This window comes from Virgibacillus alimentarius (assembly GCF_000709085.1).
GTDB lineage: Bacteria > Bacillota > Bacilli > Bacillales > Amphibacillaceae > Virgibacillus_B > Virgibacillus_B alimentarius.
The window spans coordinates 1-15,154 of the sequence record NZ_JFBD01000071.1 but is presented as its reverse complement, the minus strand read 5'-3'; the positions used below and the strand labels follow the sequence as shown (position 1 = coordinate 15,154).

Annotated in this window: 16 protein-coding genes and 2 pseudogenes; all 18 read left to right on the top strand. The window is 34.2% G+C overall.

Annotation, left to right across the window (positions count from 1 at the left end; translation table 11 throughout):
* Nucleotides 1-5: 5 nt before the first annotated feature.
* The 18 genes and pseudogenes from GZ63_RS0111690 to GZ63_RS16750 all read left to right on the top strand — a co-directional run bounded on the left by GZ63_RS0111690 (nt 6) and on the right by GZ63_RS16750 (nt 15,101).
* Nucleotides 6-608, top strand: a complete 603-nt coding sequence (locus GZ63_RS0111690) for a MotE family protein (RefSeq protein ID WP_029269745.1) — start codon at nt 6-8, stop codon at nt 606-608.
* Between the two features lie 26 nt (nt 609-634).
* Complete coding sequence (locus tag GZ63_RS0111685; RefSeq protein WP_029269743.1) at nt 635-2,290, top strand: flagellar hook-length control protein FliK; 1,656 nt, start codon at nt 635-637, stop codon at nt 2,288-2,290.
* Between the two features lie 9 nt (nt 2,291-2,299).
* Nucleotides 2,300-2,749, top strand: a complete 450-nt coding sequence (gene flgD / locus GZ63_RS0111680) for a flagellar hook assembly protein FlgD (RefSeq protein WP_029269742.1) — start codon at nt 2,300-2,302, stop codon at nt 2,747-2,749.
* Between the two features lie 81 nt (nt 2,750-2,830).
* Nucleotides 2,831-3,628, top strand: coding sequence for a flagellar basal body rod protein FlgG (flgG, locus tag GZ63_RS0111675; protein WP_029269740.1), 798 nt, complete (start codon nt 2,831-2,833; stop codon nt 3,626-3,628).
* Nucleotides 3,629-3,704: 76 nt separating this feature from the next.
* On the top strand, nt 3,705-4,121 hold the full coding sequence (fliL, locus tag GZ63_RS0111670; RefSeq protein ID WP_029269738.1) for a flagellar basal body-associated protein FliL: 417 nt from the start codon (nt 3,705-3,707) through the stop codon (nt 4,119-4,121).
* 49 nt (nt 4,122-4,170) lie between these two features.
* A pseudogene (gene fliM / locus GZ63_RS16755) lies at nt 4,171-5,158 on the top strand (flagellar motor switch protein FliM).
* Entirely contained in the window at nt 5,159-6,313 is a 1,155-nt protein-coding gene (gene fliY, locus GZ63_RS0111660) for a flagellar motor switch phosphatase FliY (RefSeq protein WP_029269736.1), read from the top strand.
* A 19-nt stretch (nt 6,314-6,332) separates the two neighbouring features.
* Nucleotides 6,333-6,695 carry a response regulator gene (locus GZ63_RS0111655; RefSeq protein WP_029269734.1) on the top strand — a complete coding sequence of 121 codons (363 nt, stop codon included), beginning with the start codon at nt 6,333-6,335 and terminating at the stop codon, nt 6,693-6,695.
* Between the two features lie 17 nt (nt 6,696-6,712).
* The gene (locus GZ63_RS0111650; RefSeq protein ID WP_029269732.1) at nt 6,713-7,372 is read left to right on the top strand and encodes a flagellar biosynthetic protein FliO; all 660 of its coding nucleotides are present in this window, start codon (nt 6,713-6,715) and stop codon (nt 7,370-7,372) included.
* Entirely contained in the window at nt 7,365-8,033 is a 669-nt protein-coding gene (fliP, locus tag GZ63_RS0111645; RefSeq protein ID WP_029269730.1) for a flagellar type III secretion system pore protein FliP, read from the top strand. The genes GZ63_RS0111650 and fliP overlap by 8 nt, the downstream gene beginning before the upstream one ends.
* 37 nt (nt 8,034-8,070) lie before the next feature.
* Entirely contained in the window at nt 8,071-8,340 is a 270-nt protein-coding gene (fliQ, locus tag GZ63_RS0111640) for a flagellar biosynthesis protein FliQ (protein ID WP_029269728.1), read from the top strand.
* A 16-nt stretch (nt 8,341-8,356) separates the two neighbouring features.
* Nucleotides 8,357-9,127 (top strand): flagellar biosynthetic protein FliR, encoded by a 771-nt coding sequence (gene fliR, locus GZ63_RS0111635; protein WP_029269726.1) that lies wholly within the window; start codon nt 8,357-8,359, stop codon nt 9,125-9,127.
* A 1-nt stretch (nt 9,128) separates the two neighbouring features.
* Nucleotides 9,129-10,220, top strand: a complete 1,092-nt coding sequence (flhB, locus tag GZ63_RS0111630) for a flagellar biosynthesis protein FlhB (RefSeq protein ID WP_029269724.1) — start codon at nt 9,129-9,131, stop codon at nt 10,218-10,220.
* 30 nt (nt 10,221-10,250) lie between these two features.
* The gene (gene flhA / locus GZ63_RS0111625) at nt 10,251-12,284 is read left to right on the top strand and encodes a flagellar biosynthesis protein FlhA (protein WP_029269722.1); all 2,034 of its coding nucleotides are present in this window, start codon (nt 10,251-10,253) and stop codon (nt 12,282-12,284) included.
* Complete coding sequence (gene flhF / locus GZ63_RS0111620; protein ID WP_029269720.1) at nt 12,281-13,402, top strand: flagellar biosynthesis protein FlhF; 1,122 nt, start codon at nt 12,281-12,283, stop codon at nt 13,400-13,402. Before flhA ends, flhF begins: the two co-directional genes overlap by 4 nt.
* A 100-nt stretch (nt 13,403-13,502) precedes the next feature.
* Complete coding sequence (locus GZ63_RS0111615) at nt 13,503-13,970, top strand: chemotaxis protein CheW (protein ID WP_029269717.1); 468 nt, start codon at nt 13,503-13,505, stop codon at nt 13,968-13,970.
* Between the two features lie 4 nt (nt 13,971-13,974).
* Nucleotides 13,975-14,610, top strand: coding sequence for a chemotaxis protein CheC (locus GZ63_RS0111610; protein ID WP_029269715.1), 636 nt, complete (start codon nt 13,975-13,977; stop codon nt 14,608-14,610).
* Nucleotides 14,603-15,101, top strand: a pseudogene (locus tag GZ63_RS16750) (chemotaxis protein CheD). The gene GZ63_RS0111610 and the pseudogene GZ63_RS16750 overlap by 8 nt, the downstream one beginning before the upstream one ends.
* The last annotated feature ends 53 nt before the right edge of the window (nt 15,102-15,154 follow it).

Sequence of the window (15,154 nt, the reverse complement as noted above, 5' to 3'; positions counted from 1 at the left end):
GGGATATGGCTAAGTCGATGAATAGTAAAAATAATAAAAAGAATACAGTACGATGGTTTTTTTACGCCATCATTATTCCCTTTATTCTTGTTACATTGATAACCATTGTTATCTTATCCGTTGCAGGTTTCAATGTAATTGACTGGGTGGAAAAATCTAGGATTAATTTACCAGTAGTTTCCTCTCTCGTTACTTCCTCTAAAAAGGAGAATGCAATGAATAATACAGAGAGGATAAAAACAAAAATTGCTAATAAAGATAAGGAGATTGAACAGTTAAATAAAAAAATTGATGATCTTGAAAGTACCATTGATCAATTAGAGCAAGATTTGATAAAAGAGAAAAACAAAAATAAAAGCGGAAAAACTGTTAAGGAAGAAGAAAAAACGAAAGAGCTAGAGAAGAGAGATACAATAAAAACCGTTTCAGCCTCTTTTAAAAAGATGGATGAGACACAAGCAGCCCTGATATTTCAAAAATTAGATAAGGAAGTAGGTCTTGCTGTTTTAGAGCAATTACCAAATGATGCGCGTGGTAAAATTTTTGAAGCAATGGATCCTAGCTTAGCAGCGGAATATACACAGCTCTTGATTAACATTAGTGAATAGATACATATTTGAGAGGGGGTGCAGAGATGCATATTCATCCACTAACCCGAGAAAATTATTCTTCAAGTTTTACGAAAGATAATATAAATGAGAATGAAGAGAGAGGTAACTTTTTTCACCAACTATTCAATAACCAGAAAAACGTTGATGATGAAATGAGTAATGAAAAAAGAAGAAAATTTGAAAAAGACTCAAGAAGGACTGTTAATTTTCACCATGATTGGTTCACAAGACCTAAAAAAATCCTAGAAGAAGGGGAAGAACCCCAGTCCTCTATTCCCCTCGTTGTTCAAAAGAAAGGTAAATCTGATTGGGATTCGAATTTAATACCTAGTTTTCAAGAACAGATGTTTTCATTAGATCTCTCGTCAATATCTCCATTTCTTAGAATAAGAGATAAGGAAGGAGAGGAATTAACGCAAGTTTCTAATGAACAAGATTTCAACAAAACGATAAAAGCGGAACTTCTAGCATTGAAGCAATCGGAAACAATGAATAAGGATTATTATAGCGAAAGCGAAATAACAGAAATGAAAATGATAAACGGGGTTCTTAAAGAAAATAAGAATTGGAAGGCATTACATACTGCACATAATAAACGAAACCAATCCACTATGGTCCAGGATAATACTCACGCAGATGTCGCCAAAATAGTTTATAAAATACCAAGTATACCTCTTAATCATTTAAATGACCAGAAAGATATAAAAGTCAATTCTGATCATTTTTTTGAGGGTATAAAATCTTTTATCGGCAGTTATAAAGACGCCAAACCTCAAAAAGTAATACAAGATAATTTAGGAAGAACAGATGTAGAAATCAAAAAGTATTTTACAGAAATAGTACAAAAGGCCGAGAAGTTAATTGCTCAAGTTTCAAGCAACCAAGAAATCAAAAAAATAGCACCAAAGCTTTTAGCATTCATTGAACAATGGATAATGTTAGAAAAGAAGTATAATGCGAAGGAAAACCAAATTAAACCACAAACGAACGAAGATACAATAGAAACGAAAATCTGGAGAAGCTTACTAGACGTCTTTCAAAGAAAGCATCAGTTTGCCCTGCAACAATATGGTGATTTGGATTCTGATGTGACAGAGTCTAACATTGTTAATTTTGTTCAAAAAGTAATGAATAATAATTCCTTTGGGTATAAACCTGCTGGATTAGGTAGTTCTTTTTCAAGCATGTCAATATCTAAGCTGGAGCAATACGCGATTTATGTGAATATGTCACAGATACAAGGTTCTTATCCAGTTGATCAGGATATCATGGATCAATTTCAAAACATAATAAGGAGAAGTAAATTTTTAGCAAAACCTAATGGGATAAACCAACTATCCATTGCACTTCGTCCTGATACTTTAGGAGAAATAAGGCTTCGATTAACACAGGTTGGTGGTGACATGACAGTAAAAATAATTGTTACGTCCCAGGCAACAAAAGAGATATTGCAATCTAATATACATCAGCTTAAAAGTATGTTCTCACCACATCAGATTACCATTGAAAAACTAGATGTGAATTTTCAATCCAACCAAGAATTATATGAAAAAGAGAGAGAACAGGAGCAAGCAAATAAAGAGGATCAAAATCATCCTGGACAATCAAAGCAAAATAAGCAATCAAATGAGGATACAGAGGTCCATTTTCATGAGTTATTAATGAATGAGAAAGTGTAGGTGTTAAAAATGCCCACGATAGATACAACGTTATATTTAAAAAATCAGTCTACATCTAGAAGTCCAGGAAACCAACTTGGAAAAGATGAATTTATGAAAATTTTGATGACACAATTGCAAAACCAAGATCCATTAAATCCAATGGATGATCGTGAATTTGTTTCTCAAATGACTACTTTCTCCTCGTTGGAACAGTTAATGAATATGAGGTCTTCCATAGATAATCTAGTGGAGAGTCAGCTAATATCGCCAGTTATTAAATACAGTCATCTGGTGGGTACCAATGTTTCCTATCCAACGTTTGATGAAGAAACTGGAGAAAAATTAGATGTTGAGACTAGTAATGTAATAGCTGTAAGTCAAAAAGATGGCTGGGCTATCTTAGCATTAGAGAATGGGGAAGAAGTATATGCAGACTCTATTTTGCAAATAAACGATACAACTGCTGAAAAAGACTGACAATAAAATGAGTGCATGCCAAAAATCTCAAAGCCATTGATGGTAGAGATAAAATCAAATAAAAATAAGGGGGAAAATAAAATGTTACGTTCCATGTATTCAGGTATATCAGGTATGAAAGGATTTCAAACAAAATTAGACGTAATAGGTAATAATATTGCAAACGTAAATACAACTGGTTTTAAAAAAGGAAGAGCAACTTTTCAAGATGCTATGAGTCAAATGTCATCTGCTGCACAAGGACCTACCCCAAACCGCGGAGGTGTCAATCCAAAACAAGTGGGAACAGGTGCGCAGCTTGGTACGATTGATAACATACATACACAAGGTTCCAAACAAACAACGGATAGAACACTAGACCTACAATTAGAAGGAGACGGAATGTTTGTACTGGACACGGGAGATGGTACGAAGGCATACACACGTGCCGGTAATTTTTATTTAGACAATGATGGTTTCATTGTGAATGCAGATGGACACAAACTTGTTGGAACAAATGGAAATGTTCTTCAAAGTATTCCAGAAAATGCATCAAATTTTAATATACAAACCAATGGTGATGTAACTTATGTTGAAAATGGTAACCAGGAAAGTGCAGGTCAAATCGGTTTAGCTATGTTTTCTAATCCAGGTGGTCTCGAAAAGGACGGAAATAGTTTGTATTTGGAAACAACTAATGCGGGTTTTGGAGGAATTGTTGCACCAGAAAGTGGGAATGCTGAAACTTCAATTGTCAGTGGTGCACTAGAAATGTCAAACGTAGATTTATCAGAGGAGTTTACCGAAATGATAACAGCTCAACGTGGTTTTCAGGCTAATACGAGAATTATTACAACTTCTGATGAGATTTTACAAGAGCTAGTTAATTTAAAGAGATAAACTAAGTAAATAGGAAAAGGGTGATAAGCCATTATTCTACCTAGATACTGATTATCTCATGAAGTAGGTGTGAATGTTGAGTAAGTTAGTTAAAACAATGATTATTTTTCTTTTTTTACTTTTGGTTGGAGTAGTTATATTCGCTGTTTTTATCTACATAAAGGAGAAACCTGAAAAAAGTGAAGCGCAATCGATTGATAAAATGGTTGAATATTCGTATAAAACACCTGAGATAACCACAGATTTAAAGGATGGAAGTTTTGTTCGGATCCAATTCCAAATTTTAACCGATAGCGAAAGTGCGAAGGAAGAAATTACAACACGTGAATTTCAATTGAAAAATATATTAATAAAAGAATTAACTAAAATGGATGAGGGTGATGTGAGGACAAATTTATCCGAATTAGAAAAAGATATTCAATCAAAAGTAAACGATGTAATGTCAGAAGGTAAAATAACAGATGTGTATACAATCAGTAAAATTTTACAATGACTGTATCATTCATCAATAAATGTAAAACTCCAATATGTAGGTGATTTTTTTGGTAGATGAAGTTCTTTCGCAAAATGAAATAGATGCGCTTTTATCTGCAATTACGTCTGGTGAAATGGATGCAGAAGAATTAAAAAAAAGAAGAAAATGAAAAAAAAGTGCGTGTCTATGATTTCAAACGAGCCCTAAGATTTTCAAAAGATCAAATTCGAAGTATAAGTCGAATTCATGAAAATTATGCCCGCTTATTGACTACTTTCTTTTCTGCTAAATTACGTACTTATGTTAATATTTCGGTCGCGTCTGTCGATCAAATACCATTTGAGGAATTTATTCGCTCGATACCCAAAATGACAGTGTTAAATATTTATAGCGTGGCACCTCTTGAAGGAAACGTTTTAATGGAAGTAAATCCGAATATTGCCTATGGATTACTTGATCTAATTCTTGGCGGAAAAGGAAACAGTGTCAATAAGATTGATAATTTAACAGAAATAGAAACCATCCTTATGTCACAACTTTTTGAAAAGGCAATTTATAAATTAAAAGAAGCCTGGTCAACGATTGTAGAAATTAATCCTGTTTTAGAAGAATTTGAAGTCAACCCCCAATTTTTACAAATGGTATCACCAAATGAAACAGTAGTTGTTGTCTCATTAAATACGGAAATTGGGGGAACGAGTGGAATGATTAATATTTGTATTCCCCATATCGTATTGGAGCCAATCATATCGAAATTGTCAGTCCATTATTGGATGCAAACAAATACTAAAAAAAGAGATCCGGAAGCTTTTGAAAAGCTATCTAAAAATATTCAACATGCCCAAGTAGAAGCAAAAGCAATTTTAGGGGAAGCAACGATTACGATTCAGGAGTTCATAAACCTAAGTAAAAGTGATGTTATTGCTTTAAAGAATCCAATAGATCATCCGCTTACTCTAACTATAAATAATGAACCGAAGTTTTATATTCAACCGGGAAAATATAATAATAACATGTCTGTACAAATATTGTCAGAAATAAAGGGGGAGAAATAAATGCCGGATAATACGCTTTCCCAAGATGAAATTGATGCTCTTTTAGAAATAAGTTCGGATAAAGATGAGAATGGGTCAGAATCAAATGTTGGTGATTATTTATCAACGATCGAAATAGATACATTAGGTGAAATAGGAAATATTTCTTTTGGCAGTTCCGCTACAACACTTTCAACATTACTGAAACAAAAAGTGGCGATTACGACACCGGTAGTTTCAATAATTAATAAGGAAGAAATCTATGAGGAGTTTTCTTTTGAATATGTAAGCATTCGGGTGAACTATATAGAAGGATTTAAAGGAAAAAACATATTCGTTATTAAATCAGAAGATGCAGCAATTATTTCAGATATTATGCTTGGTGGAGATGGTACTTCTCCAACTAAAGAGTTAAATGATATACATCTAAGTGCTGTACAAGAAGTAATGAATCAAATGATGGGAGCGGCTGCGACTAGTATGTCCACTGTTTTTGATAAACGTGTTGATATATCACCACCTTCTATTAAACTAGTAAGTTCAGAGGAGACAGAAGAGGGCATGAGGCCTGATGCACAGGAAGAAGTTTTTGTAAAGGTTTCTTTTCAATTAAAAGTTGGTGAATTAATAGATTCCAATATTATGCAGCTTATACCGATTCCATTTGCAAATGAATTGGTGAGTCATTTGTTACATGGACCGACGATGGATACTAACAATGAAGCCGCATTAACAGTGGAACAATTTGAAAAACCAGCTCATGAAAAACCAATCAATATCCAAGAGCCGATGCAGGATCAGGAAAAAAGTCATACAGCACCGCAATATATCGGAAATGCTATTGATAGGGAACATGCCACAATTCAACAAGCTTCATTTTCCGAATTTAATCATGTAGAGCTAGATCAAAATGCACAGAAAAATTTGGATATGCTTTTAGACATTCCTTTAAGTATCACAGTAGAGCTCGGTAGAACAAAGAGGACCATTAGGGAGATTTTGAATGTATCATCAGGCTCGGTCATTGAACTTGATAAGTTAGCTGGTGAACCAGTGGATATATTAGTTAATGGTAAACTAATTGCTCAAGGAGAAGTTGTTGTTATTGATGAAAACTTTGGTGTCAGAGTAACAGATATCATAAGTCAAACAGATCGTATTATGAAACTTAAATAGAAAGCAGGGGAAAGATAGAATGGGAAAAAGTATTTTGATTGTAGATGATGCAGCATTTATGAGGATGATGATCAAAGACATACTCGTAAAAAATGGTTTTACTATTGCAGGAGAAGCGCAGGATGGTTTACAAGCAGTTGAGAAATATAAGGAACTTATGCCCGATCTTGTGACAATGGATATTACCATGCCAGAAATGGACGGGATAGCCGCTTTAAAACAAATTAAAGAAATTAATCCAAATGCAAAAGTACTTATGTGTTCAGCGATGGGCCAACAGGCAATGGTTATTGATGCCATTCAAGCGGGTGCTAAAGATTTTATTGTGAAACCTTTTCAGGTTGATCGTGTCCTGGAAGCTATACAAAAAGCCTTAGGTTAAGAATCGAGTGGGTATTAATGAAAAAAGTTTGTTTAAGCACCTTATTTTTAAGTATCTTCTTTTTGATTAACTTTTCTGAATATGCTGCAGCAAAAGAATCCAATGTGGCTGATTGTTTGGAAAATCACGCTAATTGTTCAGAAGAGGAAAAAGAAAGCTTAAATAATTCAGAAATGGAACAAGAGGGAACTGGATTTAAAGAAAGAAGTACCGGAACAATCATCATTGATTTGTTAAAAATGGTACTTGCTTTATTTTTAGTTTTGGCACTAATTTATCTGTTCGTTAAGTTTTTAAATAAAAGAAATAAATTATTTCAACAAGTAAAGTCTCTTGAAAACCTTGGTGGTGTTTCTGTAGGCCAAAATAAATCAGTTCAAATCGTACGTATTGGAACAAAATTATATTTAATCGGGGTTGGTGATAACGTTGAAATGCTGCATGAAATTACAGATGAAGAAGTAAAAAAGGATTTGATTCGGAAAGAAGAACGAACGGATCTACAAACATCGTCTTGGCTTTTGTCCATATTTCCAACATTAAATAAAGACACGAATAAAGAAAAACAATCAGAAAAAGAGTTTAAAAAGCTATTTTCTACGGAACTTTCTAAACTTAAACAAACCAAAGATCAATTTATAAGAAAGAAAACCCAAGAGGAAGATAAGTATGAATGAGTTCGTAGATATGTTTTCTAATTCTGATCCTTCATCTGTTTCCACGTCAGTAAAATTATTATTATTGTTTACGGTGTTATCGCTCGCACCTGGCATATTAATTTTAATGACTAGTTTTACACGAATTATTATCGTTCTATCTTTTGTGCGTACATCACTTGCGACACAACAAATGCCACCTAATCAAGTTTTGATTGGGATAGCTTTATTTTTAACGTTTTTTATTATGTCCCCTGTTTTTGGAAAAGTTTATGACGATGCATTACAACCGCTTTTTAGTGAGGATATCACACTAGATGAAGCATACGATAAAGCGAGTGTCCCAATGAAAGAATTCATGGCAAAACATACTAGGCAAAAAGATTTGGCATTATTTATGAACTACCGGAAGATGGACGAACCTCAGAGTATTCAGGATATTCCAATTACGACTCTAGTGCCAGCTTTTGCTATCAGTGAATTAAAAACCGCTTTTCAAATGGGTTTTATGATTTTTATACCTTTTTTAATTATTGATATGGCAGTGGCAAGTGTTTTGATGTCAATGGGGATGATGATGCTGCCACCAGTTATGATCTCATTGCCATTTAAAATTTTACTATTTGTTTTAGTTGATGGCTGGTATTTAATAACACACTCATTATTAGATGGGTTCCAATAAATGAAGTTGCTCTTTGAACAAGGGAAGGTGTATGTGCTTGAGTAGTGAATTTGTCTTAACGTTAGCGGAAAAAGGGATTTATACGATTTTACTAATTACGGGGCCATTGCTTATTTTAGCACTTGTCGTAGGTCTGATTGTAAGTATTATTCAAGCAACAACACAAATCCAAGAACAGACCCTTGCCTTTATTCCGAAAATTGTAGCTGTTTTAGTTGGTTTGGTTTTCTTTGGACCTTGGATGTTAACAAAAATGGTTGAATTTACGGCAGAAGTTTTCCAAAACTTAAATCGATTTGTAGGTTAAAACGATGTTACTCAATATGACTAACTTAGCTAATATTCCTGTTTTCCTGCTTTTATTTATACGTATTACTTCCTTTTTTGTTACATTACCACTATTTTCATATCGTACGATTCCTATGCCCTTTAAAATTGGCTTTAGTTTTTTTCTGGCTATAGTAATGTTCCCTGCTATCAATGCAGCGGGAATACAGGTAGATGAATTATATTTCTTATTGCTTATGAAAGAGGTTTTTGTCGGGGTTTTAATAGGATTAACTGCTTCTATGATCCTTTCAGCAGTCCAAATCGCAGGTGGATTCATTGATTTTCAAATGGGTTTTGTAATTGCTAATGTAATTGATCCCCAGACGGGTGTACAGAGCCCATTAACAGGTCAATATTTCTACATTATCGCACTCTTATTTCTTTTATCGGTCAATGGGCATTATTTATTAATAGATGGAATCTATTATAGTTACCAATTCATTCCGGCAGATGCTTTTATTCCATTTAAAGATGGTAACATTGCTGAATTTATCATTACTATTTTTAATAAAGCTTTTCTTATCGCATTTCAAATGGCAATACCAATTGTCGGTTGCTTGTTTTTAGTGGATGTGGCGCTTGGAATAATCGCCAGGGCGGTTCCGCAACTAAATGTATTTGTTGTAGGTTTACCATTAAAAATATTCGTGAGTTTTGTAGTTATTTTATTTTTTCTTAGTCTGTATATCGTATTAGCAAAAAGTTTATTTGAAACAATGTTTGATACGATGCAAGGATTGATGAAACTATTTGGAGGTGCTTAGCTTGCAGTTAAAATTAGATTTGCAGTTTTTCGCAGGTGAAAAAACAGAAAAAGCTACTCCGAAAAAAAGACAAGATGAACGAAAAAAAGGAAAAGTTGCAAAAAGTCAGGACATAAATACGGCGATTATTTTATTATTTTCATTTACAACGTTAATTTTCTTTGGAAATTTTATGAAAAGCAAAATGATAAGATTATATGAACATTCCTTCACAGAGTATATTCATTGGGAGATCACAGAAAACGCAGTACACCAGTTATTTATAGAGGTAACATTAGTAGCGGCACAAATGATTATTCCGATTATGGTAGTGGTAGCAGTCGCAGGGGTGGCGGCTAACATGATTCAAATTGGTTTTTTGTTTACAGCAGAGTCAGTGAAAGTCGACTTAAAGAGAATTAGCCCAATTCAAGGTGCAAAAAAGATATTTTCGCTGCGTGCTGTCGTAGAATTGCTAAAATCACTATTAAAAATAGCATTTATAGGAACAATTACTTTTATGTCCATCTGGTTTTATAAGGATGACATACTGATGTTATCTTTTAAAGATATTGACAATGCTTTGACATTTTTTGGCAATGTCACTATCAACATGGGGATTATGACCACGATAGCATTATTATTTTTAGCTGTATTTGATTATGCTTATCAACGATATGACTTCGAGAAAAATATGAAAATGTCTAAGCAAGACATAAAAGATGAGCATAAAAACATGGAGGGAGACCCTCTGATAAAGTCAAAAATGAAAGAAAAACAAAGACAGATAGCAATGCAGCGGATGATGAGTGAGGTTCCAAAAGCAGATGTAGTAATTACAAATCCAACACATTATGCAATTGCAATAAAATATGATGAAAAAAAAGCAAACGCCCCTTATATCCTAGCGAAAGGAGTGGACTACACAGCATTAAAAATAAAAGAAATCGCAAAAGAAAATGATGTAGTCACAGTTGAAAATAAGCGGCTTGCAAGATCCCTATATCCTGTAATTGATATTGGTGATGTAATACCTGAACATTTTTATCAAGCTATCGCTGAGGTGCTAGCTTATGTTTATCGCTTAGCAGACAACGAGAAAGGTGTTACATAATTTTAAAGTTATGCAATAAGGAGAAAAATGATGAAGGCACGCGATCTTTCTGTACTTTTAGGTGTTATATTAATTATTATTATGCTAGTTATTCCCTTACCTGGATGGTTATTAAGTATATTAATTTTGTGCAATATATCCCTTGCACTTATTGTTATATTAGTTTCGATGAATACGCAAGAAGCCTTGCAATTTTCTATATTTCCTTCTCTTTTATTGCTTTTAACATTATTTCGTTTAGGGCTTAATGTCTCAACAACGAGATCGATCCTATCAGAAGCAGATGCAGGAGGGGTGGTAGAAACATTTGGAACATTTGTTATTGGAAACAGCCCGCTAGTCGGTTTTGTTGTATTTATTATTCTTGTCATTATTCAATTTATTGTAATTACAAAAGGATCAGAACGTGTTTCTGAGGTTGGGGCACGTTTCACGCTTGATGCAATGCCGGGAAAACAAATGAGTGTGGATGCAGATTTAAACGCTGGTCTAATTTCAGAACAGCAAGCGAAGGAAAGGCGCGAAAAGATAGAAAACGAGGCAGACTTTTATGGAGCAATGGATGGAGCTAGTAAATTTGTAAAAGGTGACGCAATTGCAGGAATAGTGATTGTCCTTATCAATATTATCTTTGGTCTTCTTATCGGTATCGTCCAAATGGATTTCACATTTCAAGAGGCGATTGATATATATATGCGACTAACGATAGGAGATGGACTGGTTAGTCAGATTCCCGCATTATTAATCTCTACTGCAACCGGAATTGTTGTTACTAGAGTATCTACGAATGGTAATTTAGGCAGTGATGTAACTGGTCAGTTATTACAATTCCCTAAACTATTATTTATTGCAGCAGGAACTATTTTTTTACTTGGATTAACACCGATCAACTTTTTTTTGACTACGATTCTATCAAGCCTACTTGCACTTAGTGGATATCTATTATTAAAACAGACACAAGAGAAAGAAGAAATGAATGATGAAGATGAGGTAGAAGCCGAAGGTTCAGCTATGAATACTCCAGAAAATGTAGTTAATTTATTAAACATGGACCCAATTGAATTCGAATTTGGTTATGGACTCATCCCAATAGTAGATGCAAATCAGGGAGGAGATTTACTTGAGAGGATCGTTATGATTCGCCGTCAATTAGCAATCGAATTAGGAGTTGTTATCCCCGTTGTTCGAATAAGGGATAATATCCAATTAAATCCGAACGAATACCGATTGAGAATAAAAGGAAATGAAATTACTTCTGGAGAACTTTTGTTGGATCATTTTTTAGCAATGGCACCAGATATAGATAATGATGATTTAGATGGGATTGATACAAAGGAACCAGCATTTGGGTTGCCGGCAAAATGGATTAGTGAAAATAATAAGGATGAAGCTGAATTGTCTGGATATACAGTTGTTGATCCCCCGTCTGTTGTATCTACACATATTACCGAGGCAATTAAGCAGCACGCTCATATATTACTCGGACGTGAGGAAACAAAACAACTGATTGACCATTTAAGAGAAAGCTATCCAATTTTAACAGAAGAAGTTACACCGGAGCCGTTATCAATTGGTGAAATTCAAAAAGTGCTTTCAAAATTACTGAAGGAGAATATATCCATACGTAATTTACCGATTATCTTTGAAACACTAGCCGACTTCTCGAAGTTAACAAATGATACTGAATTACTTGCTGAATACGTTCGGCAGTCCTTGTCTTCCCAAATAACAAAACAATATGCCAATGAAAAAATGTCTTTAAAGGTTATTACTGTATCAGGAAAAGTCGAAAAAATGATTGCTGAAAATGTACAGCAATCGGAACATGGGAATTATTTATCGTTAGATCCGGATACACAGGAGGCAATTATCAAAAACATCCATGCTGAGGTAGAAAAGCTAACAATTCAAGAAGAAATATCTGTTATATTGTGTTCCCCAGCTATTAGAATGTATTTAAAACAGTTGCTAGACCGCTTTTTACCTCAGGTTGTGGTATTATCCTATAATGAATTAGAGCCAGATGTTCATGTTCAAAGCGTGGGAGTGGTGAATGTAGCATGAAAGTAAAAAAGTATGTAGGGCCAAGCATGCCACAAATAATGAATACAATTCGTAAAGAACTAGGATCCGAAGCGATTATATTAAATTCCAGGGAGGTAAAACGAAGAAGCATTTTGGGATTGTTCAAGAAAAATAAAATAGAAGTTATTGCTGCCCTTGACCCTGATCCTTTACCTACAACAAGGAAGAAAATATTGAAAACCCCCTCCGTATCTGGGGAAACCAAAACAGCCAGTACGCGCACAAATCAGGATGTGTTAATGGAGGTGAAGCAGCTTAGAAACTTAATTGTGCAAGATACAGCACGAAATAATAGTAGGTTTTTATCGAATTATCAATTAATATATCAATATTTATTAGATCAAGAAATAGATGCTGATCTTTCAGAAGATCTCCTGGATTCAGCAATTGAACAACAAGAAGAGGGAAAAGAGAATTTATCTGCTAATCTGATTATGCACAGCATTAAAAAAGAAATCGAAAAAAGATTATGTGCTTGTTCTTTTCAAGACGTAACTGAAGAAAGTAAAATTATTCATTTTGTTGGCCCTACAGGAGTAGGGAAAACGACAACAATAGCTAAAATAGCAGCAAAAGATGTACTAAAATCCCATAAGAAGGTTGCTTTTATCACCACTGATACGTATCGTATAGCAGCGGTAGATCAACTAAAAACGTACGCACGAATATTAGATATTCCACTTGAGGTGGCCTATACAGCAGAAGACTATCGAAAAGCAATTAAAAAATTTGAAAACTATGATATTATCCTTGTCGATACAGCTGGTCGTAATTTCCGGGACGATAAATATATCAGTGAACTAAAAAACATGATTGATTTTGATAGTCATGTAGAAACTTTCCTTGTTTTATCTCTAACCTCAAAAGCTAAAGATATAACGGAACTAAAAGAACGGTTTAATGATTTTCCTATTAATAGGGCCATCTTTACTAAACTCGATGAAACAAAGCAATATGGGAGCATATTAAACATGGTTTTAAATTATAATATCGAGATTGCTTATTTGACCAATGGACAGGAAGTGCCAGAGGATATTATTCATCCTGCGCCTGAAGAAATTAGTGGGTTAATTTTAGATGGTTATCCGTATGAATGATCGAGTAGCAGGCGCATGCAGTTTGAAAGGTAAGTATTTCTATGACCACAAAATAGCTAGTTAAAAATGATTTAGCCAATTCAACGAGGGAGAGTTTCTTATGGAAAAAAACAGTACGAAAAGAAAAATTATTGTCTTTCAATTAAAAGATGAAGAGTATGCTATTTCCATTGATCAAGTTGGTTCGATCGAACGAATGCAACCAATTACCAGGATCCCGCGAGTAGCAGACTTTATAAAAGGCGTTATTAACCTAAAAGGTGTAGTGATTCCAATTATTGATTTACGGGTTCGTTTTGGTATAGAACCAGCAATTAATAATGAAGCAACTCGAATTATTATTGTCTACATGGATGATGTGGAAGTAGGGCTGATCGTAGATAGTGCCAATGATGTGATTGATATACCCGAAGATGCAATTGAGCCAACACCAGAAGTGGTAGGTGCTATCGGAGTTGATTATATTGAAGGAGTTGTAAATTTGGAAAGTCGACTACTTATTTTACTTTATTTACAAAAGATACTAACACATGATGAGATGGATGAGTTAAAAATGGCGGAAGGATAATAAAATGCAAGTTACTAATCTATCTAGTATACAAAAGGATGCCTTACAGGAAATAGGTAATATCGGGGCAGGAAATGCTATAACATCTATGGCTAAAATAATGAACAAAAAAATCAATATGCAAGTGCCTTCAGTTAAAATCATTACTTTTGATGAAATGATGGATATGATAGGGGGACATGAAAATGTAATTGTTGCTATTCTTTTTCGTATTCATGGGGAGATTTCTGGGACAATGTATTTTATTTTTTCAATTGAGGAAGCGGAGCACTTAGTAAGTCAAATGGTTTCAGATATTGAAATAGATTTTTTAAATACGAAATCGCCGAATGAACTAGCAATATCAGTTTTGCAAGAATTAGGAAATATTTTGGTCGGATCATATCTAACCGCTTTATCGGATTTTACAAATACCAACATGAAGCCTTCTATTCCTTATCTAAGTATAGATATGGCTGGGTCAATCGTAACGATTGGTTTACTTGAACTATCACAAGTTGCTGATTATGCGATTACTATTGATACAAAAATAAATGAAGACGGTACAAATAATGGCATTACTGGATACTTATTTTTATTACCAGAAGTAGAGGCAATCCAAAAACTATTTTCTTCACTAGGAATAAAAAATGATGAATAATTCGCAAGGCATAGTTAAAGTGGGTATAGCAGATTTAAATTTTGCTAAAGCTCCAAATATCATTCGAACATCCGGCTTAGGTTCATGTGTTGGCGTTGTGATATATGATTTATCAAAACAAATAGCTGGCTTAGCGCATATCATGCTTCCTGATTCCAATCAAAACAAACAAAAAAAAACGTAATGAGTACAAATATGCAGATACAGCAATAGATATATTAATTTCGCTGTTATGTATAAATGGAGCAAGGAAATATACATTACAAGCAAAGCTAGCTGGTGGAGCGCAAATGTTTTATTTCTCCAAGGGTTCTGATTTTATGCGGATAGGCCCCCGAAATGTTGAAGCGGTAAAGGTGAAGTTAAAAACGCTTCAAATTCCTATAGTTTCAATGGATGTAGGTGGAAGCAGCGGAAGAACGATTGAATTTGATCCATCCACAGGAAAATTGAAAATACGGACAGTGAATAAAGGGGAAGTATTTATATAGAACAGATAAGGAGGAGCATGGATGAAAACAAACAACTCTCCTCTAATGAAAAA

Coding starts and splice junctions, on each gene's coding strand:
- flgG (WP_029269740.1), top strand. CDS start 2,831: ATGTTACGTTCCATGTATTCAGGTATATCAGGTATGAAAGGATTTCAA.
- flgD (WP_029269742.1), top strand. CDS start 2,300: ATGCCCACGATAGATACAACGTTATATTTAAAAAATCAGTCTACATCT.
- GZ63_RS0111650 (WP_029269732.1), top strand. CDS start 6,713: ATGAAAAAAGTTTGTTTAAGCACCTTATTTTTAAGTATCTTCTTTTTG.
- fliR (WP_029269726.1), top strand. CDS start 8,357: ATGACTAACTTAGCTAATATTCCTGTTTTCCTGCTTTTATTTATACGT.
- fliP (WP_029269730.1), top strand. CDS start 7,365: ATGAATGAGTTCGTAGATATGTTTTCTAATTCTGATCCTTCATCTGTT.
- GZ63_RS0111655 (WP_029269734.1), top strand. CDS start 6,333: ATGGGAAAAAGTATTTTGATTGTAGATGATGCAGCATTTATGAGGATG.
- GZ63_RS0111690 (WP_029269745.1), top strand. CDS start 6: ATGGCTAAGTCGATGAATAGTAAAAATAATAAAAAGAATACAGTACGA.
- GZ63_RS0111615 (WP_029269717.1), top strand. CDS start 13,503: ATGGAAAAAAACAGTACGAAAAGAAAAATTATTGTCTTTCAATTAAAA.
- GZ63_RS0111685 (WP_029269743.1), top strand. CDS start 635: ATGCATATTCATCCACTAACCCGAGAAAATTATTCTTCAAGTTTTACG.
- fliY (WP_029269736.1), top strand. CDS start 5,159: ATGCCGGATAATACGCTTTCCCAAGATGAAATTGATGCTCTTTTAGAA.
- GZ63_RS0111610 (WP_029269715.1), top strand. CDS start 13,975: ATGCAAGTTACTAATCTATCTAGTATACAAAAGGATGCCTTACAGGAA.
- flhA (WP_029269722.1), top strand. CDS start 10,251: ATGAAGGCACGCGATCTTTCTGTACTTTTAGGTGTTATATTAATTATT.
- flhF (WP_029269720.1), top strand. CDS start 12,281: ATGAAAGTAAAAAAGTATGTAGGGCCAAGCATGCCACAAATAATGAAT.